Source organism: Mesorhizobium sp. NZP2298 (assembly GCF_013170825.1).
Classification (GTDB): domain Bacteria; phylum Pseudomonadota; class Alphaproteobacteria; order Rhizobiales; family Rhizobiaceae; genus Mesorhizobium.
Window position 1 is genome coordinate 1,316,868 of the sequence record NZ_CP033365.1, and the last position, 25,974, is coordinate 1,342,841.

Sequence of the window (25,974 nt, forward strand, 5' to 3'; positions counted from 1 at the left end):
TCGAAAATCGGCATCGATTTTCACCTGGGATCATGCGCAAATCGAGAAATGCGGTCGCGGCCACTGGCGTCCTGGGGACGCGCGGCGCGGCAAGGAGTGAACGATGAAGATCATGGTATTGGGCAGTGGCGTCATCGGGGTGACCACGGCCTACTATCTCGCCGAGGCCGGCCATGAGGTGACGGTGGTCGACCGCCAGAAAGGCCCGGCACTGGAAACCAGCTTTGCCAATGCCGGCGAGATTTCGCCCGGCTATGCCTCGCCCTGGGCCGGGCCCGGCATTCCGCTCAAGGCGATCAAATGGCTGTTGATGAAGCATGGTCCGCTGGTGGTGCGGCCGGCTTTCGATCCGTATATGTGGACCTGGCTGGTCAAGATGCTGCGCAACTGCACGGCCGAGCGCTATGCGGTCAACAAATCGCGCATGGTGCCGCTGGCCGAATACAGCCGCGACACGCTGAAGGCGTTGCGCGAGGCGACCGGCATCACTTACGACGAGCGGACCCAGGGCACGCTGCAGTTGTTCCGCACGCAAAAGCAGCTTGACGGCACCGCGGGCGATGTCGATGTGCTGAAGAAATATGGCGTGCCCTACGAGATCCTCGACCCGGACGGCTGCATCGCGGCGGAACCGGCGCTGGCCGGCGTGCGCGAGAAATTCGTCGGAGGGCTGCGGCTGCCGCATGACGAGACCGGCGACTGCAAGATGTTCACCGACAAATTGACGGAACTCTGCGTGGCGCGCGGCGTGAAGTTCGAGTACGACACGACGATATACCGCGTCATCCGCAGCCGCAACCGCATCGCCAACCTCAGCACCAGCAAGGGTTTCAAGGCCTCCGACGCCTATGTGATGGCGCTGGGCAGCTATTCGGCGGGCTTCATGCGCCGGATGAAGCGGTCGATCCCGGTCTATCCGGTGAAGGGCTATTCGATCACCGTGCCGATCAAGGATGCCGACTTGGCGCCTGTGTCGACCGTGATGGACGAAACCTACAAGGTGGCGATCACCCGGCTGGGCGACCGCATCCGCGTCGGCGGCACGGCCGAGATCTCGGGCTTCGACCTCAGGCTGCATGAATCGCGGCGCCGCACGCTCGAACATTCGGTCGGCGATCTCTTTCCAGGCGCCGGCGCCATGCGCGAGGCGACCTTCTGGTGCGGCCTGCGGCCGATGACGCCGGATGGGCCACCGCTGATCGGCCGCACCGAGCTTTCCAATCTCTATCTCAACACCGGCCATGGCACGCTCGGCTGGACCATGGCCTGCGGCTCGGCCAAGGTGCTTGCCGACATCATGTCGAACCGGGTGCCCGACATCGACGCCCGTGCCCTGGCGCAGGAACGCTACCTGAAATAGGAGCGGCGCGTCCTCTTGGGTGGATGCAATTCCGTACGGAAAACCGCTTTACGCTTTTCCTGGAATTGCATCAGAACGCCTGCCTGACCCAGGCCTCGTCGAACAGCAGCCGGTAGGCCCAGGGGATCGTCACCTCGGTGGAAACCGGGTTCGAGTGGGCGAGATAGTCGTCGTAGATCGGCTTCATCCTGACGTAGAAGGCGGGATCGAGCACCATCATGCCGTTCTCCGAATCGTGGAAGAAGCTGCGGTTGTTGAGGTTGACCGAGGAGATGGCGACCAGCCTTTCGTCGATCATCATGATCTTGGAATGCAGCACCACGTCGGGCGCCTTGAATTCGCGGATATTGATGCGGTCGCCATATTTCTCGACGAACAGCTTGTTGAGCGCGGTGAGGAACTTGCCGCCAATATCGCCCTTGAGATCGATGCGGCCGACAATGTCGATCTTGACGCCGCGGGCGAGTGCCCGGTCAAAGGCGTGGGCGAGGCTCGGCGTCAGATTGAGATAGGGGTTGACGATCTGGATATGGTGCTGGGCGGCATCGACCAGCTCGACGAAATAGTCCTCCAGAGCATGGCCGTCCTCGTAGGGCACGGAAATGAAATGCCGGGCGTTGCCCAGGGGGCGGCCATCGGCGCGAACCGGGATGGAGAAGGGGCGCGCAAGATTGGTGTCGGCGTCGCGCTGCCACACGGTCGACAGGTGCGCGGCAAGCGTCTCGACCGTCGGCCTGTCGGCGAACTCGATGTCGAAGTCGCTCCAGTTCGAATAGTAGTTCAGCGAAAAGCCGTCGGTCTTGCCGTATTGCTCAAGGTTCGGATAGCGCGACAGGTCGATCGGCTGGTGGAACAGGAAGCCGTCATGGATGTTGCGGCCGCCGATGATGACGCGCGAGCGCGCGGGGTCCTGCGCCAGCGCCGCCAACATCTTGATGTGAAGGACCTTGTGCAGTTGTGAAATCTGCTCGTCGATCGGCGCGCCATGATCGGCGCGCCAGCGGTATTCCTGCAACTGGACGTTAGGGAACTCGGCCGCCAGGCGGTGCAGCATGGCATCGTCCTTGTCGCGTTCCAGCACATCGGTGACCATGATGCGCACCTTGGTGCCAAGGGCCGCATGATGGCGAATCAGCCGTTCGATGATGCGGCCGGAAAAGTCCGCCTTGAATTCCAGCGAGGACAGATAGATCAGCTTCAGCCTTGGCGCCCTGGAGAAATCGAGCGGCAGTTCCGGGTCGCCCTTGTCTATTGCCGCATCGGACAGCGGCGCGCCCATCAGCGCCTCGACCTTGGCGTTGAAGCCCTCGCGCGACTTGCGCAGCAGCTTGGGTGCGCCGATCGGCATGGCGCAGGTCTGCGACAGCCAGCGGCTGGCATAGAAGGCGCGCTCAAGCGCGTCGAGGCCGGCGCTGTCGGGAACCGGGCAACGCTGGTAGCGGCTGTCGAAGCTGGCGAGCGCCGGATCGGCGGTCTCTTCGCGCCGGATGGTGAGCGGTGCGCCTGCCGGGTCAAGGCTGGAACGGATCCTCGCCGTGCAGCGGCTCAGGCTGTCGCCGGGAAACAGGCTGACCGCATCGTCCTCGCCCGACAGGCGAAAGCGGAATTCCGCGCCGGCGGCGATGGTGCGGGAGGCTCCGGCGGTCCGGATCGCCAATGCGCCGTCGCAGGTGCCCTCGATGTCGGCAGGCTGCTTGCCGGCCTGGCGTACGACGATTTCGGTGCTGCGTGCCTGCAGGCCGGAGAAATCGAAAGTCTTGGGTGCCGAGGCGCGCGCAGCCGCATCGATGTAGAGCGTCTGCCGCGAGACCCGCCAGCGTCCGGCGAAATGGCCTTCGCCGCTGCCGCCACCGGCTGGCCGCAGATGCGCCTTGGCGACTGGTCCGGCGAGTTGCTGCAGCGTCGAATAGGTCGCCTGGAAGTCGCGATTTTGGACATCGCGGCGGTTGCGCCCGAAAGGGCCGGTGCCGTTGGCGCGATCCATGGCGCCAAGCTGGTTGTGGGCGAGCAGTGCCAGGAACCGTCTTTCATAGTCGTTGGTGCCGGCATCGCCGAAAAACCGCGACGCTGCCACCTGCGGCCCGGGCGTGCTGGCCGACAGCGAGGGCCGTGTGCAGGCCTCCTGGCCAGGCAGGAGGTCGCAGGCATCGCGGCTTGCGCCGGCGCAGCCGGCAAGGGCGATGAGCACCAGTCCGAACACGGCAGGGAGGGCGGATGCGCGGCGGTTCACCCGGCGGCTCCGGCCTTCATGGCGCTCAACTGCGCCGGGTCGCGCGGCGGCATGAAGCCTTGCGGAAAAACCTTGCAGGCCGGGATGGCGAAAGTGGCGATCAGCAGTTCCGCCTCGCCGCGCATTTTTCGCGGCGCCGTCTTGTCGTCGCGGATTGCCCTGGCCGAGGCGACAAGCGCGCCGTCGCAGTCGCAATGATTGTGGCGGGCGATATAGCAGGCGTCATGGGTCTGGCATACCGCATCGAGGCGGTCGACCGGCCGGGCCGACAGATCGCCGGTGCGGGTGCCGGGGCCGCAGTAATTGCCGATGACGAAGGGCGAGGGGCGGGCCATGACGTAGCGGATCGGTTTGGGCAATTCGGCTTCCGGCACCTTCGTCCATGGATTGGCGCATGCGGAAACCAAAAGCAGCGGGAGGATGGCAAGAACGGCTCGCATTTTTATCCGCGCCAGCTTTCTGAACGATTTTCCCACCCGGTGGCCCTGCCTAGTGGCCGACGACCGCATGCCTGATGCCACACTGGTCGGTTTTATGGCAAGGAAAAGGCGGCGTGTGTTGGCGGGCAGTGATATTGTCGCTGCGATACAATCTTCCTGAAGGGCCCACAAACCCGACAGGCATTTGGGGGACAAACAACGATGCGGATCTACCCTCTCGTTACGATGGTAGGACTTCTTTGCTGCGTTGCAGGAGCCAATGCTGCCGACAAGACCGTTCATGACCGAAACAACGGGGTTTCGCTGACCTTTCCCGAGGAGTGGATCAATGAGCCGCTTTCCGACGAGGGGATTTTGATGAGTGTAAAATCCAGCGATCAGGGGCTTACCTGTATGGTCTCCGGCTCTCTCTACAGCCCATCGGGTTCGCCGCCCGATCCGCGCAAGTTCATCGAGGATTGGTCGATGGATACGTGGAAGTGGATGATAGGTAGATCATACAGCACAGCCAATTTCAGCAATGACAAGCTTGCAAAGTTTCCGGACGGCTACCCCGTGCGGCTTGCCGATCTGGACTTTACGGTTATCGACAAGGATAGGACCCTGTATGGCCATTCCAGGTTTGCGTTTTCGGTGCGAGGAGTGCGCTACGGCTATGTCAACTGCGCGGTGATGAGCCAGAGCGCCGAGCAGGTGAAGCAGATGTGGGCGCCAATGGCGGACAAGGCTGAGCGTGTGGTGAATTCTTTCGTTCTCGACCCGACTTGAACAGCGCACTGCGATTGCCGGTTTGCCGAAAATTAGCTGAACAAGCCCCGTTCCCGCTCAACCGCCTTGGTGATGAAGCTGGCGACAATCTGGATGCGGCGCAGCGGCCTGACCGATTCGTGATAGACCAGCCAGTAGGCGCGGCGGATGGGCGCTACCACATCGACGGCCACCAGTTCCGGCATCGAACGCGCGACGAAGGTGTGCAGGATGCCGATGCCGGCGCCCGAGCGCACCGCTTCGGCCTGGCCGAGCGCGGACGAAATGGCGAAGCTGGTGCGCCAGTCCGCGCTGAACTCGGCCGCGTAGTCGAGCGATGGGCTGACAATGAGATCCGGAACATAACCGATGAGCGTGTGCTGGCCGAGTTCGGCGGCGGTCCTGGGCAGACCATTGGCGTCGGCATAGGCCCGCGACGCAAACAGGCCGAGCGAGTAGTCGACCAGCTTTCCGGCCACCAGCCGGCCCTCCGTCGGCCGCTCGACGGTGATGGCGATGTCGGCCTCGCGCCGGGACAGGGAGAAGGAACGCGGCACCGGCACGAGCTGGATCGTCAGTTCGCGATGCAGTGCGGTCAGTTCGCCGAGACGTCTGGCCAGGAAGGCGACGCCGAAGCCGTCGGGTGCTCCGATGCGCACCGTGCCCGAGACGTCGTCCTCGCCGGCAATGGTCGAACGCGCGGCGATCATGTCGCCCTCCATGCGCTCGGCAATATCGAGGAAGCGCTCGCCGGCGGGCGTCAGTTCGCTGCCGGTGGTCAGGCGGCGAAAGAGTTTTGTACGCAGCGCGTCTTCGAGCGCGGCGATGCGGCGCGACACGGTGGCGTGGTTGAGTTCCAGCCGCCTGGCGGCGCCAAGGATCTGGCCGGCGCGGGCGACGGCGAGGAAGATGCGGACGTCATCCCAGTTCATGGGAATCCTTCAGGAGATATGTTGTGACCACTATTTGCGAGAATTGATGCGCGCTCGTCAATCGATATCTAATTTTCGCACAACGGTTGCGTTCTCCCTCGCGTTGCCTTCGACCCCGCAAAGGCGGACAATACAGCATCACAAACCCAGGGAGAGAAATCATGATCGAATACGGTCATTTCATCGGCGGCAAGCGTGTCGCCGGCACCAGCGGCCGCAAGCAGGATGTCATGCAGCCCATGGACGGCTCCGTGCGCGGCACGGTGGCGCTGGCCTCGCAGGCGGAACTGCGCGCGGCGGTCGAGGATGCCAAGGCGGCGCAGCCGAAATGGGCCGCCACCAACCCGCAGCGCCGCGTGCGCGTGCTGATGAAATTCCTCGAACTGGTCGCCCGCGACTATGACGAACTGGCCGACATACTGGCGCGCGAGCACGGCAAGACGATCGCCGACGCCAAGGGTGACATCCAGCGCGGCCTCGAAGTGGTGGAAGTCTGCATCGGCGCGCCGCATATGATGAAGGGCGAGTTCACCGATGGCGCCGGCCCCGGCATCGATGTCTACTCGATGCGCCAGCCGCTCGGCGTCGTCGCCGGCATCACGCCGTTCAACTTCCCGGCGATGATCCCGCTGTGGAAGATCGCGCCTGCGATTGCATGCGGCAATGCCTTCATCCTGAAGCCGTCCGAGCGTGACCCGGGCGTGCCGATCCGCATCGCCGAATTGTTCCTCGAGGCTGGCCTGCCGGCAGGCATCCTCAACGTCGTCAACGGCGACAAGGAAGTCGTCGACGCCATCCTCGACGATCCCGACATCAAGGCCGTCGGCTTCGTCGGCTCGACGCCGATCGCCCACTACATCTATTCGCGCGGCACGGCCGCCGGCAAGCGCGTGCAGTGCTTCGGCGGCGCCAAGAACCACATGATCATCATGCCCGACGCCGACATGGATCAGACCGTCGACGCGCTGATCGGCGCCGGTTACGGCTCGGCCGGCGAGCGCTGCATGGCGATCTCGGTGGCGGTTCCGGTCGGCAACGACACCGCCAACCGGCTGATGGAGAAGCTGGTTCCGCGTGTCGAGAGCCTGAAGGTCGGCCCGTCGACGGATTCGGCCGCCGATTTCGGCCCGCTGGTGACGGCGCAGGCGCTGGAGCGCGTGAAGGGTTATGTCGACACCGGTGTCAAGGAAGGCGCCAAGCTGGTCGTCGACGGCCGCGGCTTCAAGATGCAGGGCTACGAGAACGGCTACTATATGGGCGGCTGCCTGTTCGACAACGTCACGGCAGACATGCGCATCTACAAGGAAGAAATCTTCGGGCCGGTGCTCTCGGTGGTGCGCGCCCCGACCTATGAGAGCGCGATCAAGCTCGCCAACGACCACGAAATGGGCAATGGCGTCGCCATCTTCACCCGCGACGGCGACGCCGCGCGTGACTTTGCCTCGCGCGTCCAGGTCGGCATGGTCGGCGTCAACGTGCCGATCCCGGTGCCGATCGCCTATTACACGTTCGGCGGCTGGAAGGCGTCTTCCTTCGGCGACCTCAACCAGCATGGTGCCGATGCCTTCCGCTTCTACACCAAGACCAAGACGGTGACCTCGCGCTGGCCGTCCGGCATCAAGGACGGTGCGGAATTCGTCATCCCGACGATGAACTGATCGGGAAACGTTCCAAACAAAAAGAGGCGGCTCATCCCGCCTCTTTTTGTTTTTGTCGTTCGCTTGCCTCCTTCAGACCGTCGGTATGGTGCCGCCGTCGATGACGTATTCGGCGCCGTGGATTGCCGAAGCGCGGTCCGAGACAAGGAATGCCACAAGTTCCGCAACCTCCTGCGGCCATGCCGGCCGGCCGATCGGGATGCCGCCCAGCGCATCCATGATGCCCTGGCGGGCGGTTGCCTCATCCGAGCCCGAGTGGGATGCCAGCCGCTTCACCATGGCTTCCGATGCGCTGGTGTGGATCCAGCCCGGGGCCACGCTGTTGACCCGGATGCCTTTCGGGCCGAGTTCCTTGGATAGCACCTTGCTGTAGGTTGAAAGGGCTGCCTTGGCCGCCGCATAGGCGATGGTGGATTCGTGCAGCGGCAGGCGGCGCTGGATCGACGATATGTGGATGATCACGCCTGCGCCTTGCTCGATCATGCCGGGAATCAGCAAGCGATCGAGCCGCACCGCCGCCAGCAGATTGAGGCTGAGCTCGTCCTGCCAGAGCTGATCGGTCAGTCCGGCAAATCCGCCGCCGGGGCTTTTCGAACCGCCGACGCTGTGCACGATGATGTCGATGCCGCCAAGCTGCTTCATTATGGCCGCGGCCACTGTCTCGGTACCCGCCAAAGTACTCACATCGGCCTGCACGAACAGCTCTTGCGATGATGCTTCGGTCGCTGAGCGGGCAGTGGTAATAACGATCGCGCCTGCCGCCGAAAGCCTGCGCACGATGGCTTCGCCGGCGCCCTTGGTACCGCCGGTGACCAGAACGCGCTTGCCGGCAAATTCCCGGTCGTCGAACGCAAATTTCTGAACGATGGTCATGCGCCGATCTCCAGCCGCGTGATCCGGTCGCCGGCCAGCGTGAAGGCATAATGGAGCGTCGCGGGGCTGCCCGGGAAATTGCCTGACACGATGCCGGCGATCCGCCATGCATCGCCATGGACCGTCGCGTCGGCGACCTCGACGGTCACCCGGTATTTGCGTGTCGTCTCCTCCATCCAACCGCGGATGGCGGCCAGACCCCGATGGGTTTTGCCTTCGTCCTTGACCGTGGCGTCCGATGCGAAGGGCGCCAGCATGGCGTCGATGTCATGCCTGTTCTTGGCGGCGAAATAGTTGGCCAGCGGCTGCGGAAGATTTGCGGTCATGGTGTCGTCTCCGGTGCGGGTTGCCGCCGCCGGCGGAGGCCGGCGGCGCTTGTGCGGCCTCTAAAATGAGATATGCTGGTGAAATGACAAGAACCGACGAAAAAGTAAGGTACTTACCTGAAAGTAAGGCTGGGCCTGAAAGTAAGGTTGAGCCCGAAAGTGAGCCCGAGACACTGACGCCGTTGTCGGCGGCCAGCGGCGTCGAGAATGTGCTGCGTATCCTCGAGGGCCGCTGGAAGCTGGTGATCCTGTTTCATCTATTCGGCGGCAAGGTGCTGCGCTTTTCCGACCTCGAACGGGCGATCCCGACAATCTCGCAGAAAATGCTGATCCAGCAGTTGCGGCAGATGGAGAGCGACGGCATCGTGCGCCGTATTGTGCACCACCAGGTGCCGCCCAAGGTCGAGTACTGCCTGACCGATTGGGGTCAGGCCCTGTGCCCGGCCCTCGACGCCTTGTTGAAATGGGCGGCACTCCGCGACCCGGCGGAAGCTTGACGGGGTCGTCGTCTGCATCGCGCCGCGAGCTCCGGAATGACGCTTGTTTTCGGATCGGGACCTCACCATATCGATTCCAGGGAATGGTAAAGTTCCCCGACGACAGACCGGAAACCAGAAGGAGTGACGTGATGAAGACGTCGAACCCGGCCTGGAGCGTTCCGGTGCATTGAGGCTGCCCCATGTGCCTCCCTTTGCCGGAACGCGAAGGCGAAGGAGGTGCCAAATGGCACACAAATTTTCGTTTCGATGGGTCAGGATAGCCGTCATCGGCGCCGCGCTCGCGCTGTCGGCGCTATCGGCGCAGGCGCAGTTTATCTGCGGCGGCCACAGCGACATCGTCGCGGGACTGGCGCAGGCCTTTCAACAAAAGCAGATCGGCTACGGTGTTGTCGGCCAAGCCGCCATTGTCGAGGTCTATGTTTCGGCGAGTGGGACCTGGTCCATGCTGGTGACCGATGTGAACGGCCGAAGCTGCATCTTCGCGACCGGCGATGGATGGGAGAATACCGCCATCAACGCCGCGCAAGGGATCTGATCGCCCGTTCAGCGCGTCGCCGCCGTCTCGGCATGGCCACGCAGGAGCGCCATCAGCCGCTTGGCATCCTTGGCCGCGGCCTCCTCATCGCCGTCGAGGATCGAGCGGATCAGCGCGACGTGATGCTCGGCTGACTCGGCCAGGCCCGTATCCGCCTTGTAGCGGAACCAGAAGCGGCGGCTGTGGGTCTGCAGGGGCGCGGCCAGACGGGCGGCGAACGGATTGTCGGCGGCCAGCGCCAGCGCTTCGTCGAGCGCCTTGTCGGCCTGGATGAAGGCAAGCACATTGCCTGATATGACCGCCTTCTGCATGGCCAGCGCCGCCTCGTGAAACAGATCGGCGGCCTCGCGGGTGACGAAGCGGGCGGCCGAGCGGGCAAGCACCACCTCGACGCCGCGCCGGGCGTCGAGAACGCGCAACCAGTCGCCGGGATGCAGCGGCGCGATCGCGATGCCGGCGCGTGGCCTGACGTCGAGCAGCCCTTCCCAGGCCAGTCGCTGGATCGCCTCGCGCACGGGCGTGCGGCCGAGCGCCAGCCTTTCGATGAGCGCGCCCTCGGTGACAAAGCTCGCCGGCGCCAGCTCCAGCGTGACGATCATATGCTCGAGCACACGGTAGGCCTTGGTCGCGGCCGGCTCGGGTGTCGATCCTGGTTCGATGGATATCAAAGGTGGTCTCCTGATATATCTAGAATATATCATAACAGATTCCGCATTGACAGCGGCTTTCTTAATAGATATACGACTGATATATCAGATGGAGAGATAGCTATGTGGACCGGAGTTTTCCCCGCAGTCACGACCAAATTCACCGCCGACGATCGGCTCGACCACGCCGAGATGGAGCGCTGCTTCAACCTGCAGATGGAGGCCGGCTGCGACGGCATAATCGTCTGCGGCTCGCTCGGCGAAGGGCCGATGCTGTCGCATGACGAGAAGATCGAGGTGCTGAAGACCGCGCAGAAAGTCGCCGGCAAGAAGCCCGTGCTGCTGACGGTCAACGAGGCGGGTACCCGCGAGGCGGCCAGCATCGCCAAGCGCGCCGCCAAGGAAGGCGCCAACGGCCTGATGGTGGTGCCGAGCCCGATCTACCACACCAACGCGGAAGAGACTGTCGCGGCGCTGCGCGCCGTCGCCGAAGCTGGCGACCTGCCGGTCATGATCTATTCCAACCGGCTTGCCTACCGTGTCGACGTCACCGTCGATCAGATGGAGGAGCTGGCATCGGACAAACGTTTTGTCGCCATCAAGGAATCCTCGGACGACATTCGCCGCTCGACAGAGATCATCAACCGCCTGGGCAGCCGCTACGACCTGTTCACCGGCGTCGACAATCTGGCCTTCGAGGCGCTGTCGGTCGGCGCCATTGGCTGGGTGGCCGGCCTGGTCACCGCCTTCCCGCGCGAGACCGTCGCCATCTATCAGCTGATGAAGCAGGGCCGCCGCGAGGAGGCACTCGCCATCTACCGCTGGTTCCGGCCGCTGCTCGACCTCGACGTCTCGACCTATCTGGTGCAGAACATCAAGCTCGCGGAAGTCTTCGCCATCAACACCAATGACCGTGTGCGCATGCCGCGCCAGCCCTTGTCGGGCGAGCGCCGCAAGGCGGTCGAGAAGATCGTCAAGGACGCTCTGGCGGTTCGTCCGAAGCTGCCGCAGTTCTGAGGGCTTTCTTCTCCCCGTTCACCGGGAGAAGATGGTCGCGGTCAGGGGAGAGGCAGCATCGACGTGCAGGGAAATTCCAAATCTCCAGACGAGGGGCGCCGCCCCTCATCGGCCCTTGGGGCGCCTTCTCCCCGTGAACGGGGGGAAGGGGAAGACATCGCCATCATCGGCGGCGGTATCATCGGCATTTGCGCGGCGGCCTTCCTTGCCGAGGCCGGGCGAAACGTAACGGTCTTCGACCGCACCGGCATCTGCGAGGAAACGAGTTCCGGCAATGCCGCCGCCCTTGCCTTCTCCGACGTGCTGCCGATGGCGCACAAGGGCATGATCAAGAATCTGCCGAAATGGCTGGCCGATCCGCTCGGCCCACTCAGCATTCCACCGGCCTACCTGCCGAAGCTGCTGCCCTGGCTGATCCGCTTCTGGCGCGCCGGCGCACCGGCGAAATACGAGGCCAGCCTCGCCGCCCAGGCCGGCCTGATGAAGCTCGCCGAAGCGGAATGGATGGGCTTGCTCGATCGTTCCGGTACAAGGCGCATGCTGCGCGAGGATGGCTCGCTCGAATTCTATGAAAGCGAAGCCGAGTTCCGCGCCTCGCTGCCGGGCTGGGCGGCGCGCGAACGTTTCGGCATCGGCTTCCGCCATGTCGAGGGCGAAAGTCTGGCGGATCTGCAGCCGGGCCTTTCACCGCGCTTCATCAAGGGCACCTTCGTGCCGGGCTGGAAGACGATCGCCGATCCAAAGCTGCTCGGCAAGGCGATTTGGGCTTACGCCGAGGCCAAGGGGGCCCGCTTTGAAATGGCGCGCATCGACCGGATAGCAACGGACCAGAATGGCGCGACACTGACACTGGCCGACGGCACCAGCCGGCAAGCCAGGCAGCTCGTCGTCGCCGCCGGCGCCTGGTCGCACCTCTTGGCGCGACAGCTCTGCGACCGCATCCCGCTGGAGACCGAGCGCGGCTACAATACGACCTTGCCGCGGAACGCCTTCGATGTGAGGCGGCAACTGATCTTCTCAGGCCATGGCTTCGTCATCACGCCGCTCGAAACGGGCCTGCGCGTTGGCGGGGCGGTCGAACTCGGCGGTATCGAGCGGCCGCCCAATTTCAACCGGTCGAAAGCGCTGTTGCGGAAGGCGCAGCAATTCCTGCCGGGGCTCAACCCGTCCGGCGGCCGCGAATGGATGGGGTTCCGGCCCTCACTGCCGGATTCGGTGCCTGTCATCGGCAAGGCGCCGGGAAGCCGGTCGGTTGTCTATGCCTTCGGCCATGGCCATCTCGGCCTGACGCAGGCGGCGGCGACCGGGCGGTTGATCCGGGAACTCGTCCTGGGGCAGACTCCGCAGGTTGATCTGGCCCCTTTCAGCCCACAACGGTTTTGATTTTCGAGGAGCGACATGGCCAAGAAATCCTTCTTCTGCATCGACGGCCACACTTGCGGCAATCCGGTGCGGCTGGTCGCCGGCGGCGGCCCGCTGCTTGCGGGCTCGACCATGATGGAAAGGCGCGCGCACTTCCTCGCCGAATATGACTGGATCCGCACCGGCCTGATGTTCGAGCCGCGCGGCCACGACGTGATGTCGGGTTCGATCCTCTATCCGCCGACGCGCGAGGATTGCGACATCGCGATCCTGTTCATCGAAACCTCCGGCTGCCTGCCGATGTGCGGCCACGGCACCATAGGCACGGTGACGATGGCGATCGAACACGGGCTGATCAAGCCGAAGACGCCAGGTGTGCTGAGGCTCGACACGCCGGCCGGCCTGGTCATCGCCGAATACAAACAGGTCGGCGAGTATGTCGAAGAGGTGCGCATCACCAACGTACCGTCGTTCCTACATGCCGAAGGCCTGACGGTCGAATGTCCCGGGCTCGGCGAGATCACCGTCGATGTCGCCTATGGCGGCAATTTCTACGCCATCGTGGAGCCGCAGAAGAACTTTCGCGACATGGCGGATTATTCGGCCGGCGATCTTATCGCCTGGAGCCCGGTGGTGCGGCAGCGGCTCAACGAGAAATACACCTTCGTGCATCCGGAAAACCCCGGCATCAACCGGCTCTCGCACATGCTGTGGACGGGCGAGCCGACGGTGGAAGGGGCCGATGCCCGCAATGCCGTCTTCTACGGCGACAAGGCGATAGACCGCTCACCGTGCGGCACGGGCACCTCGGCGCGCATGGCGCAGCTTCATGCCAAGGGCAAGCTGAAGGCCGGCGACGCCTTCGTGCATGAATCGATCATCGGTTCGCTGTTCAAGGGCAAGGTCGAAAAAGAGGTCACCGTGGCTGGCAAGCCGGCGATCATTCCCTCGATCGGCGGCTGGGCACGGATGACCGGACTGAACACGATCTTCATCGATGACCGGGATCCGTTCGCGCATGGTTTTGTTGTCAAGTAGGAGGAATCCTGCCCTTGCGGAAAGGTATGCGGCAAAAGAACGAACCATGTCAGGAACGCAACGATTCGTCCTATCACCTAATTTTGACGGCAGTTTCTTCGAAACGGAGCGCATTATACGTCTGAATCATCAAGGACATTGCGTTATGCCAATGATAGGGTCCGCGATAGTCCAGGGTCGGGTGCAAAGAATGGGCGGTCGGAACGACGTGAATCGGAAACACGCGGGGCGATCAAAAAAATCACGTTGCAATCCGGGCTCGAAACTTTACGACTAGGGGAAATACGAAAAGGGATGCGTCTGCATGGGCGACATTCCAGGGGAGCCATGTACACATGCAGTACTTTGTCCAGCAGCTTATCAACGGGCTGACGCTGGGATCGATCTATGGGCTGATCGCGATCGGCTACACGATGGTCTACGGCATCATTGGCATGATCAACTTCGCCCATGGCGACATTTTCATGGTGGGCGCCTTCACGGCGCTGATCGTCTTCCTCATCCTCGGCGCGCTGTTTTATTCGGTGCCCGTGGTCATCGCGCTGCTGGTCATGATGATCGTGGCGATGCTGCTCACCAGCCTCTATAACTGGACGATCGAGAAGGTGGCCTACAGGCCGCTGCGCGGTTCGTTCCGGCTGGCGCCGCTGATCACCGCCATCGGCATGTCGATCGCACTGTCGAACTTCGTCCAGGTCACGCAAGGCCCGCGCAACAAGCCGATTCCGCCGATGGTCAGCCAGGTCTATAACATCAACGGCGTCAGCGTTTCGCTCAAGCAGATCATCATCGTCGTCGTCACGGCGCTGCTTCTGGTGCTGTTCTGGTACCTGGTCAACAGGACCTCGCTTGGCCGCGCCCAGCGGGCCTGCGAGCAGGACCGCAAGATGGCCGCGCTGCTCGGCATCGATGTCGACCGCACAATCTCGATCACCTTCATCATGGGCGCGGCCCTTGCCGCCGTCGCCGGCACGCTGTTCCTGATGTATTACGGCGTCATCGCCTTCTCCGACGGCTTCGTCCCAGGGGTGAAGGCGTTCACCGCGGCGGTGCTTGGCGGCATAGGCTCGCTTCCCGGTGCCGTGCTCGGCGGGTTGCTGATCGGCTTCATCGAGAGCATGTGGTCGGCCTATTTCTCGATCGACTACAAGGACGTGGCGGCGTTCTCGATCCTGGCCATCGTGCTGATCTTCCTGCCTTCCGGCATATTGGGCCGGCCAGAAGTCGAAAAGGTCTGAGACCATGGCCGTGACCGTTTCTCCCGACCGCGACACCGTCGCCAACCCCGTGGCGCGCGCATTGCGCGAGGCCTTGTATGCTGGCGCCATCGCGCTTGGCCTGTTCGTGCTGTTCATCGGGCTCAGAACCGACCAGAACATGTCCAACGAACTGGTCGTCGTGCAGCGCTGGGGCCTGCTCGCCGCCGTGGTCATCGCGACCGCGGTCGGACGCTTTCTCTACGTTGCCTACGGCCAACCCTTCATGGCCAACCAGAAGATCGCCAACGTAGCCACCGGCCTGTTGCCGGCCAGCGTGGCGTCGCGTTTCTTCACGCTGCCGGCCTTCATCGGGGCCATCGTCGCGGCGGTGCTGTTGTTCGTGTTCAACAACTCGCTCGCCGGATGGGTGGGAGCGGAACCGGCGGGCTACCTGCAATTCCTGCGCGCCCTGGCGGTCATTTATGTGCTGGCCTGCGTGATCTACTATTTCCGCGGCTTCATCCATGCCAACTTCACCAAGCTCGGCATTGCCGCGCTGGTGCTCTACCCGATTCTTGTCGTCGCCGTGCTGTCGCTCATGTCGTGGTCTGTCGCCACCGGGCTGCAGGGCTCGCTGAAATGGGTCGACAATTTCGGCATCCAGATCCTGATCTATGTGATGCTGGCCTGGGGACTGAACATCGTCGTCGGCCTCGCCGGCCTGCTCGACCTCGGCTACGTCGCCTTCTACGCGGTCGGCGCTTACGCCTACGCGCTGCTCGCCACGCATTTCGGCCTGTCGTTCTGGATCCTGCTGCCGGCCGCGGGCGCCATGGCGGCGCTGTGGGGGGTGCTGCTCGGCTTTCCGGTGCTGCGCCTGCGCGGCGACTACCTGGCGATCGTCACGCTCGCCTTCGGTGAGATCATCCGCCTGGTGCTGATCAACTGGCGCGACGTGACCAATGGCTCGGCCGGCATCTCCGGCATTCCGAAAGTCACCTTCTTCGGCCTGATGACCTTCAACGTTTCGGACCCCAACTACATCGCCAAGGTTCTGCACCTCGCGACCTCGAGCGCCTACTACAAGATATTCCTCTACTACCTGATCCTGGCGCTGGCGCTGCTCACCGCCTTCGTCACGATCCGCCTGCGGCGCATGCCTGTCGGCCGTGCCTGGGAAGCGCTGCGCGAGGACGAGATCGCCTGCCGCTCGCTCGGCATCAACACGACGACGACCAAGCTGACGGCGTTTGCCACCGGCGCCATGTTCGGCGGGTTCGCCGGCTCGTTCTTCGCCGCACGGCAAGGTTTCGTCAGCCCCGAATCCTTCGTCTTCCTGGAATCGGCCATCATCCTGGCCATCGTCGTGCTCGGCGGCATGGGGTCGCTGGTCGGCATCGCGGTCGCCGCGATGGTGATGATCGGCGGCACCGAGGCACTGCGCGAACTCGACTTCCTCAAGCAGGTCTTCGGGCCTGATTTCACCCCGGAACTCTACCGCATGCTTCTGTTCGGCATGGCCATGGTCATCGTCATGCTGTGGAAGCCGCGCGGTTTCGTCGGCAGTCGTGAACCAACCGCCTTCCTCAAGGAGCGAAGGGCTGTCTCAAGCTCCTTCACCAAGGAGGGCCACGGCTGATGAATGCGACCACGCAAATGAAAGAAGCCATCCTGCAGGTCGATCATCTGTCGATGAAGTTCGGCGGCCTGGTCGCCATCGGCGACCTGTCCTTCACCGCCAGGCGCGGCGAGATCACGGCACTAATCGGCCCCAACGGTGCCGGCAAGACCACCGTGTTCAACTGCATCACCGGCTTCTACAAGCCGTCGGAAGGCATGATCACGCTCAACCGCGCCGACGGTTCGAGCTATCTGCTCGAACGGTTGCCCAACCATCAGATCCCGGCGCGCGCCAAGGTGGCGCGTACCTTCCAGAACATCCGCCTGTTCTCGGGCATGACGCTGCTGGAGAACCTTTTGGTCGCCCAGCACAACAAGCTGATGAAGGCATCGGGCTATACGATCCTAGGCCTGTTCGGCTTCAGCGGCTACCGCAAGGCCTCGGCCGAATCGGTGGACCTGGCCAGACACTGGCTCGAGAAGGCCGATCTCGTCGACCGAGCCGACGATCCGGCCGGCGACCTGCCCTATGGCGCGCAGCGGCGTCTCGAGATCGCGCGTGCCATGTGCACCGGGCCCGAGCTTCTGTGCCTCGACGAGCCGGCGGCCGGCCTTAATCCGAAGGAATCGGCGGCACTCAACGAACTCTTGATGGACATCAAGCATACAACCGGCACCTCGATACTCCTGATCGAGCACGACATGTCGGTGGTCATGCAGATTTCCGACCACGTCGTGGTGCTGGAATACGGTCGCAAGATCTCCGACGGCAATCCGCAGTCGGTGCGCACCGATCCGCGCGTCATCGCCGCCTATCTCGGCGTCGACGACGAGGAGGTCGAGACCGTGCTGACCGAGGTCGGCGACGAGGACGTCATCGAGCAGCTCGACATCGGGCCGGATGCCGCGCATGGCCCGGGGACATCGTCATCCTACCTGGCAGGACCGGTGACCGACACCGTCGGACACAGCGAGGGCGAGCGCGTCACCGTGTCGAAGGGCGCCTCGAAAGCGGCGCAGATCGATGCCCGCGCGGCCACCGTGGTGAGCAAACCTGTCGGGACACCATCAAGATCGGCCGCGAAGGCCGGAGCGGCGAAGGCCGCACCGAAGAAAACCGCCACCAAGGCGCCCGCGGCGAAGGCTGAAGGCATTTCGAACCGCCTTGCCGCCCCTCGTGGCGGCAAGGCAGACAATCTGACCCGCATCAAGGGCATCGGCACGGTCAACGAAAAGAAGCTCAACGAACACGGCATCTTCCACTTCGACCAGATCGGCGCCTGGAAGAAGGCCGACGTCGAGGCGGCCGAAGCCTATCTCGCCTTCGACGGGCGCATCGCGCGCGAGGAGTGGGTCAAGCAGGCCAAGCTGCTCGGTCAGGGCAAGGATACGGAATTCTCGCGCCGTGTCGACGCGGGCAAGGTGGCAACCAGCCATACTTCGGCAAAGAGTGCCACTGCGGCATCGAAGACCGCAAGTGCGGCTTCGGGGAAGGCCGCGGCCAAACCTGTGTCGAGCAAGCGTGGAGGGGGCAAATAATGGCCGGGACAAGGCTGCTCGATATCAAGGGCGTTGAGACCTACTACGGCAACATCCGGGCGCTGAACGGCGTCGATGTCTCCGTCAACGAGGGCGAGATCGTGGCGCTGATCGGCGCCAACGGCGCCGGCAAGTCGACGCTGATGATGACCATTTTCGGGGCTCCGCGCGCCCGCACGGGCACAATCACCTTCGCCGGCACCGACATCACCCAATTGCCGACGCACGAAATCGCACGCATGCGCATCGCGCAATCACCCGAAGGCCGACGCATCTTCCCGCGCATGACGGTGATGGAAAACCTGCAAATGGGCGCCAGCCTCGACAATCTCAAGCACTATGACGAGGACGTCGAGAAGGTGTTCACGCTGTTCCCGCGGCTGAAGGAGCGCATCGCCCAGCGCGGCGGCACGCTGTCGGGCGGCGAGCAGCAAATGCTGTCGATCGGACGCGCGCTGATGGCGCGGCCGAAACTGCTTCTGCTCGACGAGCCGTCGCTGGGGCTGGCGCCGCTGATCGTCAAGCAGATCTTCGATGCCATCCGCGAGCTGAACCGCACGCAAGGGCTGACCGTGTTCCTCGTAGAGCAGAATGCCTTCGGCGCGCTGAAGCTCGCCACGCGCGGCTATGTCATGGTCAACGGCAATGTGACGATGAGCGGCACCGGCAAGGAACTGCTCGCTAATCCGGAAGTGCGCGCCGCCTATCTCGAAGGCGGACATCACTGAGTTCAGGAGTCCTCACCATGCAAGGCATTCTCTACGAAGAACCGTCAATCTGGCAGTTCTTCTTCGTCACCTGCCTGCTCGGCGGTTGGGCAGCCTGGATGACCGGCAAGGCCAGCGCCCAGACATGGCGCAGCTTCATCCAGCTGTTCGCTTATCTGCTCGGGCTCGGCATCGGCATCCGCTTCATCCACCATGCGCTGTTCAACGGCACGATGTTCTCGCTGCATTACTATATCGTCGACACCATCGTACTGATGATACTGGGTTTCGTTGGCTATCAATACACACGAACCAACCAGATGGTCACACAGTATAATTGGCTCTACGAAAGAGCCTCAATCTTGAGCTGGAAACCCAAAGGTTGAGGCTCGTCATTAACGCCGCGTCAGGGATGAATCGGCGTGACAAGTGCCTGAAAATCGGCAAACTATGCTTTCTGCGATAAGGGTGGGCATCGCATGAAAGCTTCATCCACGCCCACTCCGTTAATGGGAGCGTTTAAATGAAAAAGTCACTTTTGTCCGCCGTTGCCCTGACCGCGCTGGTCGCGTTCAGCGGCAATGCGTGGGCTGATGTCATGTTCGGCGTGGCCGGTCCGATCACCGGTCCGAACGCGGCCTTCGGCGCACAGCTGCAGAAGGGCGCCGAAGCGGCCGTCGCCGCGATCAATGCCAAGGGCGGCATCAACGGCGAGCAGATCAAGCTTGAAGTCGGCGACGACGTCTCCGATCCGAAGCAGGGTATCTCGGTCGCCAACAAGTTCGTCGGCGACGGCGTCAAGTTCGTGGTCGGCCACTTCAACTCGGGCGTGTCGATCCCGGCCTCGGAAGTCTACGCTGAAAACAACATCGTCGAAGTCACGCCGGCCGCGACCAATCCGAAGTTCACCGAGCGTGGCCTGTGGAACGTGTTCCGTACCTGCGGACGCGACGACCAGCAGGGCGGCATCGCCGGCGCCTATATCGCCGCGAATTTCAAGGATGCCAAGGTCGCCGTCGTGCACGACAAGACGCCCTATGGCCAGGGCCTTGCCGATGAAACCAAGAAGGCGATGAATGCCGCCGGCGTCACGGAAGTGATGTATGAAGGCGTCAATGTCGGCGACAAGGACTTCTCGGCGCTCATCGCCAAGATGAAGGAAGCCGGCGTCACCCTGATCTACTGGGGCGGCCTGCACACCGAAGCCGGCCTGATCATCCGCCAGTCCGCGGACCAGGGCCTCAAGGCCACGCTGATGTCGGGTGACGGCATCGTCACCGACGAACTCGCAGCGATCGCGGGCGACGCTGTCGCCGGCACGCTCAACACGTTCGGTCCCGACCCGCGCCTGATCCCGGCCAACAAGGAACTCGTCGAAAAGTTCCGCGCGCAGGGCTTCGAGCCCGAGGCCTACACGCTCTACGCCTATGCCGCCGTGCAGGCGATCGCCGAGGCGGCCACCAAAGCCAAGTCGAACGATCCGCAGGCTGTTGCCAAGGCACTGCATGAAAACGGACCGTACCCGACCGTTCTGGGCGATCTTGCCTATGACGCCAAGGGCGACCCGAAGCTGCCGGGCTACATCATGTACGAGTGGAAGAAGAAGGACGACGGAAAGTATTCCTGGTTCCCGAAATAAGCTGCTCCAGCAGGTCTGATATCCATGATGCCCGGCGCGTTGCGCCGGGCATTTTCTTTGGCCGTCGACGTGGCATGGCGGGCGCCGCACAACAGGCACACAGCGCGGTCTTTAGCCGGTAAACATCGAAGCACCGGCGGCGCTCGTGGCCATGAGGCCGAACTTTCGAGCCGGTGCGGGCGGGTTCCTGATAAAAAATCCATTTAAATCGGTTTAATCGCGCGCCGATTCTGTTTGCACTGCAGCATTTTCACGCTAATCATTGCGCCGATTTCCCGTCCCCTTCCGCTGCTGGAGCCCAGTCCTTGGCAATCACGAAGATCCTCGTCGCCAACCGGTCAGAAATCGCCATCCGCGTCTTTCGCGCGGCCAACGAACTGGGCCTCAAAACCGTGGCGATCTGGGCCGAGGAGGACAAATATTCACTGCACCGCTTCAAGGCCGACGAAAGCTACCAGGTCGGGCGCGGCCCGCATCTCAACAAGGACATGGGGCCGATCGAGAGTTATCTGTCGATCGAGGAAGTGATCCGCGTCGCCAGGCTTTCAGGCGCCGATGCCATCCATCCGGGCTACGGGCTGCTGTCCGAAAGCCCCGAATTCGCCGAAGCCTGCGCGCAAGCCGGCATCACCTTCATCGGCCCGAAGCCGGACACGATGCGCCGCCTCGGCAACAAGGTCGCGGCGCGCAACCTTGCTATCGAGGTCGGCGTGCCGGTCATCCCAGCCACGGACCCGTTGCCGGACGATATGGAGGCGGTCAAGAGACTGGCCAAGGAGATCGGCTATCCGGTGATGCTGAAGGCCTCGTGGGGCGGCGGTGGACGCGGCATGCGCGCCATCCGGTCCGAGGCCGATCTCGCCCGTGAAGTCACGGAAGGCAAGCGCGAGGCCAAGGCCGCCTTCGGCAAGGACGAGGTCTATCTCGAAAAGCTGATCGAACGCGCCCGCCATGTCGAGGTGCAGGTGCTTGGCGACACGCACGGCAATGTCGTGCACCTGTTCGAGCGCGACTGCTCGATCCAGCGCCGCAACCAGAAGGTCGTCGAACGGGCGCCCGCTCCCTATCTCGAAATGTCGCAACGCGAGGAGCTTTGTGGCCATGCGCTGAAGATCGCGCGCGAAACCAGCTATATCGGTGCCGGCACGGTCGAGTTCCTGCAGGATGCCGATACCGGAAAATTCTATTTCATCGAGGTCAATCCGCGCATCCAGGTCGAGCACACCGTCACCGAGCAGGTGACCGGCATCGACATCGTCAAGGCGCAGATCCACATTCTCGACGGCTTCGCCATCGGCACACCGCAGTCGGGCGTGCCGGCGCAGAGGGACATCAGGCTGAATGGCCATGCCCTGCAGTGCCGCATCACCACCGAGGATCCCGAGCACAATTTCATTCCGGACTATGGCCGCATCACCGCCTATCGCGGCGCCACCGGCTTCGGCATCCGCCTCGACGGCGGCACCGCCTATTCAGGCGCGGTCATCACCCGCTTCTACGATCCGCTGCTGGAGAAGGTGACGGCGTGGGCGCCAACACCGGCCGAGACGATTGCCCGCATGAACCGCGCTCTGCGCGAATTCCGCATCCGCGGCGTCGCCACCAATCTCACCTTCCTCGAAGCGATCATCAACCACCCGAGCTTCGCGGACAATTCCTATACGACCAAGTTCATCGACACGACGCCGGAGCTGTTCCAGCAGGTCAAGCGTCAGGATCGGGCGACCAAGCTGCTCAACTATCTGGCCGATGTCAGCGTCAATGGCCATCCCGAGACGCGCGGCCGGCCGATGCCGAAGGCCGATGCGGCCGCACCCGTCGTGCCCTACCTCAACGGCAATGTGCCTGCTGGCAGCAAGCAGAAGCTCGACGTGCTGGGGCCGGAGAAATTCGCCGTCTGGATGCGCGAACAGAAAGAGGTGCTGGTCACCGACACGACGATGCGTGACGGCCACCAGTCGCTGCTGGCCACGCGCGTGCGCACACACGACATCGCCGGCATCGCCGGTACCTACGCACGCGCCCTGCCGCAGCTTCTGTCGCTCGAATGCTGGGGCGGTGCGACCTTCGACGTCGCCATGCGCTTCCTCACCGAGGATCCGTGGGAGCGGCTCTCGCTGGTGCGCGAGGCGGCCCCCAACCTGTTGCTGCAGATGTTGCTGCGCGGCGCCAACGGCGTCGGCTACACCAACTATCCCGACAATGTCGTGCAGCATTTCGTCAAGCAGGCGGCGAGCGGCGGTATCGATCTGTTCCGCGTCTTCGATTGCCTGAACTGGGTCGAGAACATGCGCGTCGCCATGGACGCCGTCGGCGCCGAGGGCAAGCTGATCGAAGCGGCGATGTGCTACACCGGCGACATTCTCGACCCGGCGCGGGCCAAGTACGATCTGAAATATTATGTCGGGCTGGCGGGCGAACTGCAGGCCGCCGGCGCCCACATCATCGCCGTCAAGGACATGGCCGGGCTGCTGAAGCCGGCGGCGGCACGCGTGCTGTTCAAGGCGCTGCGCGAGGCGACGGACCTGCCGATCCATTTCCACACCCATGACACGTCGGGCCTGTCGGCGGCGACAGTGCTGGCGGCGGTGGAGAGCGGCGTCGACGCCATCGACGCGGCGATGGACGCCTTCTCCGGCAACACATCGCAGCCTTGCCTGGGGTCGATCGTCGAGGCGCTGAAGGGCACCGAGCGTGACCCGGGCCTCGACCCGCAATGGATCCGCAAGATCTCGTTCTATTGGGAAGCGGTGCGCAACCAGTACGCCGCCTTCGAAAGCGACCTGAAAGGGCCGGCTTCGGAAGTCTACCTGCATGAAATGCCGGGCGGGCAATTCACCAACCTCAAGGAACAGGCGCGTTCGCTCGGACTGGAGACACGCTGGCACGAAGTGGCGCAGACCTATCATGACGTCAACCTGATGTTCGGCGACATCGTCAAGGTGACGCCGTCGTCCAAGGTCGTCGGCGACATGGCGCTGATGATGGTGAGCCAGGACCTGACGGTCGCCGATGTCGAGAATCCGGCCAGGGACATCGCTTTCCCGGATTCGGTCGTCTCGATGCTGCGCGGCGATCTCGGCCAGTCGCCGGGCGGCTGGCCGGTAGCGCTGCAGAAGAAGGCGCTGAAGGGCGACAAGCCGATCACGGCGCGACCCGGATCGCTGCTCAAGCCGGCCGACCTCAAGGCCAACCGCAAGGAAATCGAGGAGAAGCTCGAGCGCAAGCTCTCGGAATACGAGTTCGCCTCGTGGCTGATGTATCCGAAGGTGTTTACCGACTTTGCCGGCGCGCAAGAGACCTACGGCCCGGTCAGCGTCCTGCCGACGCCGACCTATTTCTACGGCATGAAGTCCGAAGACGAGATCTTCATAGACATCGAGAAAGGCAAGACGCTGGTCGTGCGTTGCCTCGCCATCGGCGATGTCGACGAGAAGGGCATGGTCACCGTGTTCTTCGAACTCAACGGCCAGCCGCGTCGCGTGAAGGTGCCTGACCGGGCGCATGGCGCTTCCGCCGCCAAGGCCCGCCGCAAGGCCGAGCCTGGCAATGAGGCGCATGTCGGCGCGCCGATGCCGGGCGTGGTCTCCGCCCTTTCCGTCACTACCGGCCAGGCGGTGAAGGCGGGTGACGTGCTGCTCTCCATTGAAGCCATGAAGATGGAGACGGCTCTGCATGCCGAGCGAGACGGTACCGTCGCCGAGGTGCTGGTCAAGGCCGGCGACCAGATCGATGCCAAGGATCTGCTGATCGCCTTCAACTGAAAGCTCGCGAAAGAGCGGGCAGGCTGTCGGCTTCTGTCGGCAGCCCTTGGCGAGCTGTTCGATAACGGCTTGACCCGTCGCCCCCGGTCGGGCATCGAACCGCTGAAATTCGCTGCCGGCAACTTTGCGAGTCGCGGCGCAGAAACAATCTTTGGAGAAGAACATGGCCGACGATATCACCGAGACCAGCCAGACTGTTGCCGCCGGCCAGCTGCGTGCCCTCATCGAGCGCATCGAGCGGCTCGAGGAAGAAAAGAAGACGATCGCCGACGACATCAAGGAAGTGTTCGCCGAGGCCAAGGGCACCGGTTTCGACACCAAGGCGATACGCACCATCATCCGTCTGCGCAAGAAGGACCAGGCCGAACGGCAGGAAGAGGACGCCATCCTCGACCTGTACATGGCCGCGCTCGGCATGGAGTAGGACCAGAGCGTTCTCCGTTTCACGCAAACGGCGAACTGCCCTATCTCTTTGTTGATGCAATTTCCAAGGGACGGCGTTTCACACTTTTCCTGGAATTGCTTTGGCCACCCGGAGCCCGATGCGCCTGCAGGAGATACGGTTTGAACCATGAGCGAATTCGACTTCGGCGGCCGCCGCGCCTCGGAATTCCGCCATCGCGGCTTCTGGACGCTGTTCGCTGAGCGGCATCCGGAAGAGAGAGCCCGGCTGGCACGGCGCGGACCCTGGTTCTGGCAGCGCGGGTTGCCTGACTTCGCCCTGGTCATTTCCATGTATGTCGCGCCGGCGCAGAATCATGTCGGCGTCTTCTTCGGCCGCAACGAGAAGTTCGGCGCGACGCAAAGCTGGTCGCGGCTGAAGCCGTTCCAGCCAGAGATCGAGGATCGGCTGAAGCTCAGGCCGGAACAAAGTTGCGAAGGCCTCGGCATCAATTCGATGTGGCGGGTCAATTGCTTTGCCGAGGATAACTGGCCGGCGATGACCGACTGGCTGGTGACCGAATGCTCGCGTGTCGAGCGCGCCGTCACCGAAGTGCTCGGACAGGGATAGGGCGCCGGTGTCACAGGAAGGCGTCAGGTCCTTCTTCCGCTCGCGTTGGCTTGGCTTGGTGCCGATCGGCCGGCTGTTCTGGCGCGACATGCTGCTGGTCGGGACTGGGATCAACGTTGCATCGTCCGCGGCAGCGCTTATCCTGCTTGGGCTGAAGATGCCGCTCGGCCTTGTGCTGGCGGTGCATTTCGCACCGGTGCCGTACAACATCTTTCTCACTATCGCGGTCTGGCGGACGGCCGAGACATCAGGCGCCAAGGCCTTGTTGATGATGCTGGGCTCGGCGCTCTGGCTGATCGCGACAGTTGTCATCTGAGGCGATAGTCAGTTGAGCGCGTACGAAAAAGGGCGGCCGAAGCCGCCCTTTGCCGAAACCTACAGGATATCGTTCAGGCCGCAGGCTCGAATGTCAGCGCCACGCCGTTGATGCAGTAGCGCAGACCGGTCGGCGGCGGACCGTCCTCGAAGACATGGCCGAGATGGCTGCCGCAGCGAGCACAGTGGCATTCAGTGCGGACCATGCCGTAGCTGCGGTCGACCGTGGTCTCGATCGAACCCGGCACCGGGTCGTTGAAACTCGGCCAGCCGGTGCCGCTTTCGAACTTCAGCTTGGATTCGAACAGCGGCTGATCGCAGCCGACGCAGAAGAAGGTGCCGGCGCGCTTCTCGTAGAGAAGAGCGCAGCTTCCGGGGCGCTCAGTGCCGTGGTTGCGCATGACCGCATACTGCTCCGGCGTCAACCGGGCGCGCCATTCGGCATCGGTGCGGGTGACGGGGTAGGTGTGGGTGTCCATTTGATCTCCTCAGCCTTGGCGGCTCGTTATTGGTT

The 25,974-nt window shown here is 63.3% G+C and carries 25 protein-coding genes; 18 read left to right on the plus strand and 7 right to left on the minus strand.

Annotated elements, in window-relative coordinates:
- Positions 1–103: 103 nt before the first annotated feature.
- Positions 104–1,360 (plus strand): D-amino acid dehydrogenase, encoded by a 1,257-nt coding sequence (locus tag EB231_RS06335; RefSeq protein WP_172348078.1) that lies wholly within the window; start codon positions 104–106, stop codon positions 1,358–1,360.
- A 70-nt stretch (positions 1,361–1,430) separates the two neighbouring features.
- Here the strand turns inward: EB231_RS06335 and EB231_RS06340 are convergent, their stop codons facing one another.
- Together EB231_RS06340 and EB231_RS06345 are read right to left on the minus strand one after the other, a co-directional pair.
- Entirely contained in the window at positions 1,431–3,590 is a 2,160-nt protein-coding gene (locus tag EB231_RS06340; RefSeq protein WP_172348079.1) for a phospholipase D-like domain-containing protein, read from the minus strand.
- Positions 3,587–4,030, minus strand: coding sequence for a hypothetical protein (locus tag EB231_RS06345; protein WP_172348080.1), 444 nt, complete (start codon positions 4,028–4,030; stop codon positions 3,587–3,589). Before EB231_RS06345 ends, EB231_RS06340 begins: the two co-directional genes overlap by 4 nt.
- Before the next feature lie 201 nt (positions 4,031–4,231).
- Here EB231_RS06345 and EB231_RS06350 point away from each other — a divergent pair, with 201 nt between their 5' ends.
- Positions 4,232–4,798 (plus strand): hypothetical protein, encoded by a 567-nt coding sequence (locus tag EB231_RS06350; RefSeq protein WP_172348081.1) that lies wholly within the window; start codon positions 4,232–4,234, stop codon positions 4,796–4,798.
- Between the two features lie 32 nt (positions 4,799–4,830).
- Here the strand turns inward: EB231_RS06350 and EB231_RS06355 are convergent, their stop codons facing one another.
- Positions 4,831–5,709, minus strand: coding sequence for a LysR family transcriptional regulator (locus tag EB231_RS06355; protein WP_172348082.1), 879 nt, complete (start codon positions 5,707–5,709; stop codon positions 4,831–4,833).
- A 161-nt stretch (positions 5,710–5,870) separates the two neighbouring features.
- Here EB231_RS06355 and EB231_RS06360 point away from each other — a divergent pair, with 161 nt between their 5' ends.
- The gene (locus tag EB231_RS06360) at positions 5,871–7,367 is read left to right on the plus strand and encodes a CoA-acylating methylmalonate-semialdehyde dehydrogenase (RefSeq protein ID WP_172348083.1); all 1,497 of its coding nucleotides are present in this window, start codon (positions 5,871–5,873) and stop codon (positions 7,365–7,367) included.
- A 72-nt stretch (positions 7,368–7,439) separates the two neighbouring features.
- Here EB231_RS06360 and EB231_RS06365 read toward each other — a convergent pair whose 3' ends face one another.
- Together EB231_RS06365 and EB231_RS06370 are read right to left on the minus strand one after the other, a co-directional pair.
- Positions 7,440–8,240 carry an SDR family oxidoreductase gene (locus tag EB231_RS06365; RefSeq protein ID WP_172348084.1) on the minus strand — a complete coding sequence of 267 codons (801 nt, stop codon included), beginning with the start codon at positions 8,238–8,240 and terminating at the stop codon, positions 7,440–7,442.
- Entirely contained in the window at positions 8,237–8,566 is a 330-nt protein-coding gene (locus tag EB231_RS06370) for a nuclear transport factor 2 family protein (RefSeq protein ID WP_172348085.1), read from the minus strand. The genes EB231_RS06365 and EB231_RS06370 overlap by 4 nt, the downstream gene beginning before the upstream one ends.
- 83 nt (positions 8,567–8,649) lie before the next feature.
- Between EB231_RS06370 and EB231_RS06375 the strand changes: the two genes are divergently transcribed.
- Positions 8,650–9,063, plus strand: a complete 414-nt coding sequence (locus tag EB231_RS06375; RefSeq protein WP_246740887.1) for a winged helix-turn-helix transcriptional regulator — start codon at positions 8,650–8,652, stop codon at positions 9,061–9,063.
- A 226-nt stretch (positions 9,064–9,289) separates the two neighbouring features.
- Positions 9,290–9,601, plus strand: a complete 312-nt coding sequence (locus tag EB231_RS06380; protein WP_172348086.1) for a hypothetical protein — start codon at positions 9,290–9,292, stop codon at positions 9,599–9,601.
- Between the two features lie 8 nt (positions 9,602–9,609).
- Here EB231_RS06380 and EB231_RS06385 read toward each other — a convergent pair whose 3' ends face one another.
- On the minus strand, positions 9,610–10,302 hold the full coding sequence (locus EB231_RS06385; protein ID WP_172348087.1) for a GntR family transcriptional regulator: 693 nt from the start codon (positions 10,300–10,302) through the stop codon (positions 9,610–9,612).
- Positions 10,303–10,371: 69 nt separating this feature from the next.
- On the opposite strand from EB231_RS06385, the gene EB231_RS06390 reads away from it, so the two are divergent.
- The 13 genes from EB231_RS06390 to EB231_RS06450 all read left to right on the plus strand — a co-directional run bounded on the left by EB231_RS06390 (position 10,372) and on the right by EB231_RS06450 (position 25,461).
- The gene (locus tag EB231_RS06390) at positions 10,372–11,265 is read left to right on the plus strand and encodes a dihydrodipicolinate synthase family protein (protein ID WP_140776560.1); all 894 of its coding nucleotides are present in this window, start codon (positions 10,372–10,374) and stop codon (positions 11,263–11,265) included.
- Between the two features lie 63 nt (positions 11,266–11,328).
- Positions 11,329–12,648: an NAD(P)/FAD-dependent oxidoreductase gene (locus tag EB231_RS06395; protein WP_172348088.1), complete on the plus strand. Its 1,320-nt coding sequence runs from the start codon at positions 11,329–11,331 to the stop codon at positions 12,646–12,648.
- Between the two features lie 15 nt (positions 12,649–12,663).
- Positions 12,664–13,665 (plus strand): 4-hydroxyproline epimerase, encoded by a 1,002-nt coding sequence (locus EB231_RS06400; RefSeq protein ID WP_056575294.1) that lies wholly within the window; start codon positions 12,664–12,666, stop codon positions 13,663–13,665.
- 335 nt (positions 13,666–14,000) lie between these two features.
- A complete protein-coding gene (locus tag EB231_RS06405) occupies positions 14,001–14,903 on the plus strand; it encodes a branched-chain amino acid ABC transporter permease (RefSeq protein ID WP_172348089.1) in 903 nt (300 codons plus the stop codon).
- A gap of 4 nt (positions 14,904–14,907) precedes the next feature.
- Entirely contained in the window at positions 14,908–16,503 is a 1,596-nt protein-coding gene (livM, locus tag EB231_RS06410; protein ID WP_172348090.1) for a high-affinity branched-chain amino acid ABC transporter permease LivM, read from the plus strand.
- Positions 16,503–18,023, plus strand: a complete 1,521-nt coding sequence (locus tag EB231_RS06415) for an ATP-binding cassette domain-containing protein (protein ID WP_246740888.1) — start codon at positions 16,503–16,505, stop codon at positions 18,021–18,023. The genes livM and EB231_RS06415 overlap by 1 nt, the downstream gene beginning before the upstream one ends.
- Entirely contained in the window at positions 18,023–18,751 is a 729-nt protein-coding gene (locus EB231_RS06420) for an ABC transporter ATP-binding protein (RefSeq protein WP_140776550.1), read from the plus strand. Before EB231_RS06415 ends, EB231_RS06420 begins: the two co-directional genes overlap by 1 nt.
- A gap of 17 nt (positions 18,752–18,768) precedes the next feature.
- Complete coding sequence (locus tag EB231_RS06425) at positions 18,769–19,116, plus strand: DUF6867 family protein (protein ID WP_115140877.1); 348 nt, start codon at positions 18,769–18,771, stop codon at positions 19,114–19,116.
- A 137-nt stretch (positions 19,117–19,253) separates the two neighbouring features.
- Positions 19,254–20,369 (plus strand): branched-chain amino acid ABC transporter substrate-binding protein, encoded by a 1,116-nt coding sequence (locus EB231_RS06430; protein WP_172348091.1) that lies wholly within the window; start codon positions 19,254–19,256, stop codon positions 20,367–20,369.
- Between the two features lie 305 nt (positions 20,370–20,674).
- Positions 20,675–24,133 carry a pyruvate carboxylase gene (gene pyc / locus EB231_RS06435; RefSeq protein ID WP_172348092.1) on the plus strand — a complete coding sequence of 1,153 codons (3,459 nt, stop codon included), beginning with the start codon at positions 20,675–20,677 and terminating at the stop codon, positions 24,131–24,133.
- Positions 24,134–24,296: 163 nt separating this feature from the next.
- Positions 24,297–24,557: a DUF2312 domain-containing protein gene (locus tag EB231_RS06440; protein WP_027053014.1), complete on the plus strand. Its 261-nt coding sequence runs from the start codon at positions 24,297–24,299 to the stop codon at positions 24,555–24,557.
- Between the two features lie 147 nt (positions 24,558–24,704).
- Positions 24,705–25,145: a hypothetical protein gene (locus tag EB231_RS06445; RefSeq protein WP_140776542.1), complete on the plus strand. Its 441-nt coding sequence runs from the start codon at positions 24,705–24,707 to the stop codon at positions 25,143–25,145.
- Between the two features lie 7 nt (positions 25,146–25,152).
- Positions 25,153–25,461 (plus strand): hypothetical protein, encoded by a 309-nt coding sequence (locus EB231_RS06450; protein WP_172348093.1) that lies wholly within the window; start codon positions 25,153–25,155, stop codon positions 25,459–25,461.
- 73 nt (positions 25,462–25,534) lie between these two features.
- Here the strand turns inward: EB231_RS06450 and msrB are convergent, their stop codons facing one another.
- Positions 25,535–25,939, minus strand: coding sequence for a peptide-methionine (R)-S-oxide reductase MsrB (msrB, locus tag EB231_RS06455; RefSeq protein ID WP_172348094.1), 405 nt, complete (start codon positions 25,937–25,939; stop codon positions 25,535–25,537).
- Between the last annotated feature and the right edge of the window lie 35 nt (positions 25,940–25,974).

What these genes read in the sequence shown, in the direction of transcription:
- EB231_RS06335 (WP_172348078.1), top strand. Translation starts at nt 104, where the DNA reads ATGAAGATCATGGTATTGGGCAGTGGCGTCATCGGGGTGACCACGGCC.
- EB231_RS06345 (WP_172348080.1), bottom strand. Translation starts at nt 4,030, where the DNA reads ATGCGAGCCGTTCTTGCCATCCTCCCGCTGCTTTTGGTTTCCGCATGC.
- EB231_RS06350 (WP_172348081.1), top strand. Translation starts at nt 4,232, where the DNA reads ATGCGGATCTACCCTCTCGTTACGATGGTAGGACTTCTTTGCTGCGTT.
- EB231_RS06355 (WP_172348082.1), bottom strand. Translation starts at nt 5,709, where the DNA reads ATGAACTGGGATGACGTCCGCATCTTCCTCGCCGTCGCCCGCGCCGGC.
- EB231_RS06360 (WP_172348083.1), top strand. Translation starts at nt 5,871, where the DNA reads ATGATCGAATACGGTCATTTCATCGGCGGCAAGCGTGTCGCCGGCACC.
- EB231_RS06365 (WP_172348084.1), bottom strand. Translation starts at nt 8,240, where the DNA reads ATGACCATCGTTCAGAAATTTGCGTTCGACGACCGGGAATTTGCCGGC.
- EB231_RS06370 (WP_172348085.1), bottom strand. Translation starts at nt 8,566, where the DNA reads ATGACCGCAAATCTTCCGCAGCCGCTGGCCAACTATTTCGCCGCCAAG.
- EB231_RS06375 (WP_246740887.1), top strand. Translation starts at nt 8,650, where the DNA reads ATGACAAGAACCGACGAAAAAGTAAGGTACTTACCTGAAAGTAAGGCT.
- EB231_RS06380 (WP_172348086.1), top strand. Translation starts at nt 9,290, where the DNA reads ATGGCACACAAATTTTCGTTTCGATGGGTCAGGATAGCCGTCATCGGC.
- EB231_RS06385 (WP_172348087.1), bottom strand. Translation starts at nt 10,302, where the DNA reads ATGATATATTCTAGATATATCAGGAGACCACCTTTGATATCCATCGAA.
- EB231_RS06390 (WP_140776560.1), top strand. Translation starts at nt 10,372, where the DNA reads ATGTGGACCGGAGTTTTCCCCGCAGTCACGACCAAATTCACCGCCGAC.
- EB231_RS06400 (WP_056575294.1), top strand. Translation starts at nt 12,664, where the DNA reads ATGGCCAAGAAATCCTTCTTCTGCATCGACGGCCACACTTGCGGCAAT.
- EB231_RS06405 (WP_172348089.1), top strand. Translation starts at nt 14,001, where the DNA reads ATGCAGTACTTTGTCCAGCAGCTTATCAACGGGCTGACGCTGGGATCG.
- livM (WP_172348090.1), top strand. Translation starts at nt 14,908, where the DNA reads ATGGCCGTGACCGTTTCTCCCGACCGCGACACCGTCGCCAACCCCGTG.
- EB231_RS06415 (WP_246740888.1), top strand. Translation starts at nt 16,503, where the DNA reads ATGAATGCGACCACGCAAATGAAAGAAGCCATCCTGCAGGTCGATCAT.
- EB231_RS06420 (WP_140776550.1), top strand. Translation starts at nt 18,023, where the DNA reads ATGGCCGGGACAAGGCTGCTCGATATCAAGGGCGTTGAGACCTACTAC.
- EB231_RS06425 (WP_115140877.1), top strand. Translation starts at nt 18,769, where the DNA reads ATGCAAGGCATTCTCTACGAAGAACCGTCAATCTGGCAGTTCTTCTTC.
- EB231_RS06430 (WP_172348091.1), top strand. Translation starts at nt 19,254, where the DNA reads ATGAAAAAGTCACTTTTGTCCGCCGTTGCCCTGACCGCGCTGGTCGCG.
- EB231_RS06440 (WP_027053014.1), top strand. Translation starts at nt 24,297, where the DNA reads ATGGCCGACGATATCACCGAGACCAGCCAGACTGTTGCCGCCGGCCAG.
- EB231_RS06445 (WP_140776542.1), top strand. Translation starts at nt 24,705, where the DNA reads ATGAGCGAATTCGACTTCGGCGGCCGCCGCGCCTCGGAATTCCGCCAT.
- msrB (WP_172348094.1), bottom strand. Translation starts at nt 25,939, where the DNA reads ATGGACACCCACACCTACCCCGTCACCCGCACCGATGCCGAATGGCGC.